The organism is Paenibacillus jiangxiensis (genome assembly GCF_046098255.1).
Taxonomy (GTDB): Bacteria; Bacillota; Bacilli; order Paenibacillales; family Paenibacillaceae; genus Paenibacillus; species Paenibacillus jiagnxiensis.
The window spans coordinates 1-508 of sequence record NZ_JBJURI010000088.1; the positions used below are offsets into that span (position 1 = coordinate 1).

Sequence of the window (508 nt, forward strand, 5' to 3'; positions counted from 1 at the left end):
ACGGTCACGGAGTCGGGCGAGCCGGAGCAGGTCAAAATCCACCTGGTGCCGCAGATGAGGGGAGATGGGAACGGAGCGAATCGTCACGAACTCGCTGCGTTCATCAACGAACAGGTAGATGTCCGTACATCGGCGGTACAATCGTTCCCTCAAGCCTATCGGCTGTATACGCCCTTGCGGCAAGTGGTAAGAGAGGCGTGGAAATCGCTGAAGCGTACGTATGTAGCCTTGAGTCCGAAGCATCTGCAGGCGTACCTCAACGAGTACACCGGACGCCGCCGACTGCGCCTGCCCGAAGGGGAAGAAACGATGTGGCAGAAGTTGCTGCACATGGGCGTGGCGATTCCGGCGATCCCTTACCGCCGACTGATTGCACGCCAACCGGTTCAGCCTCTTGCGGCTGCGTCCTGATCGCAGTGCTTGAACGAGGAAAAGTGAGCATGATGTGCATTGCTTGAACGGTGTGGGTTAGCATGAACGAGGAAATCGGAAAAATTCAGGTTCAAGC

At 57.1% G+C, this 508-nt stretch carries 1 protein-coding gene; it reads left to right on the forward strand.

Annotated elements, in window-relative coordinates; genetic code table 11:
• Positions 1–411, forward strand: a 411-nt coding sequence (locus ACI1P2_RS31445; RefSeq protein ID WP_355327736.1) for a hypothetical protein, incomplete at its 5' end; no start/stop codon positions are given.
• Positions 412–508 lie beyond the last annotated feature (97 nt).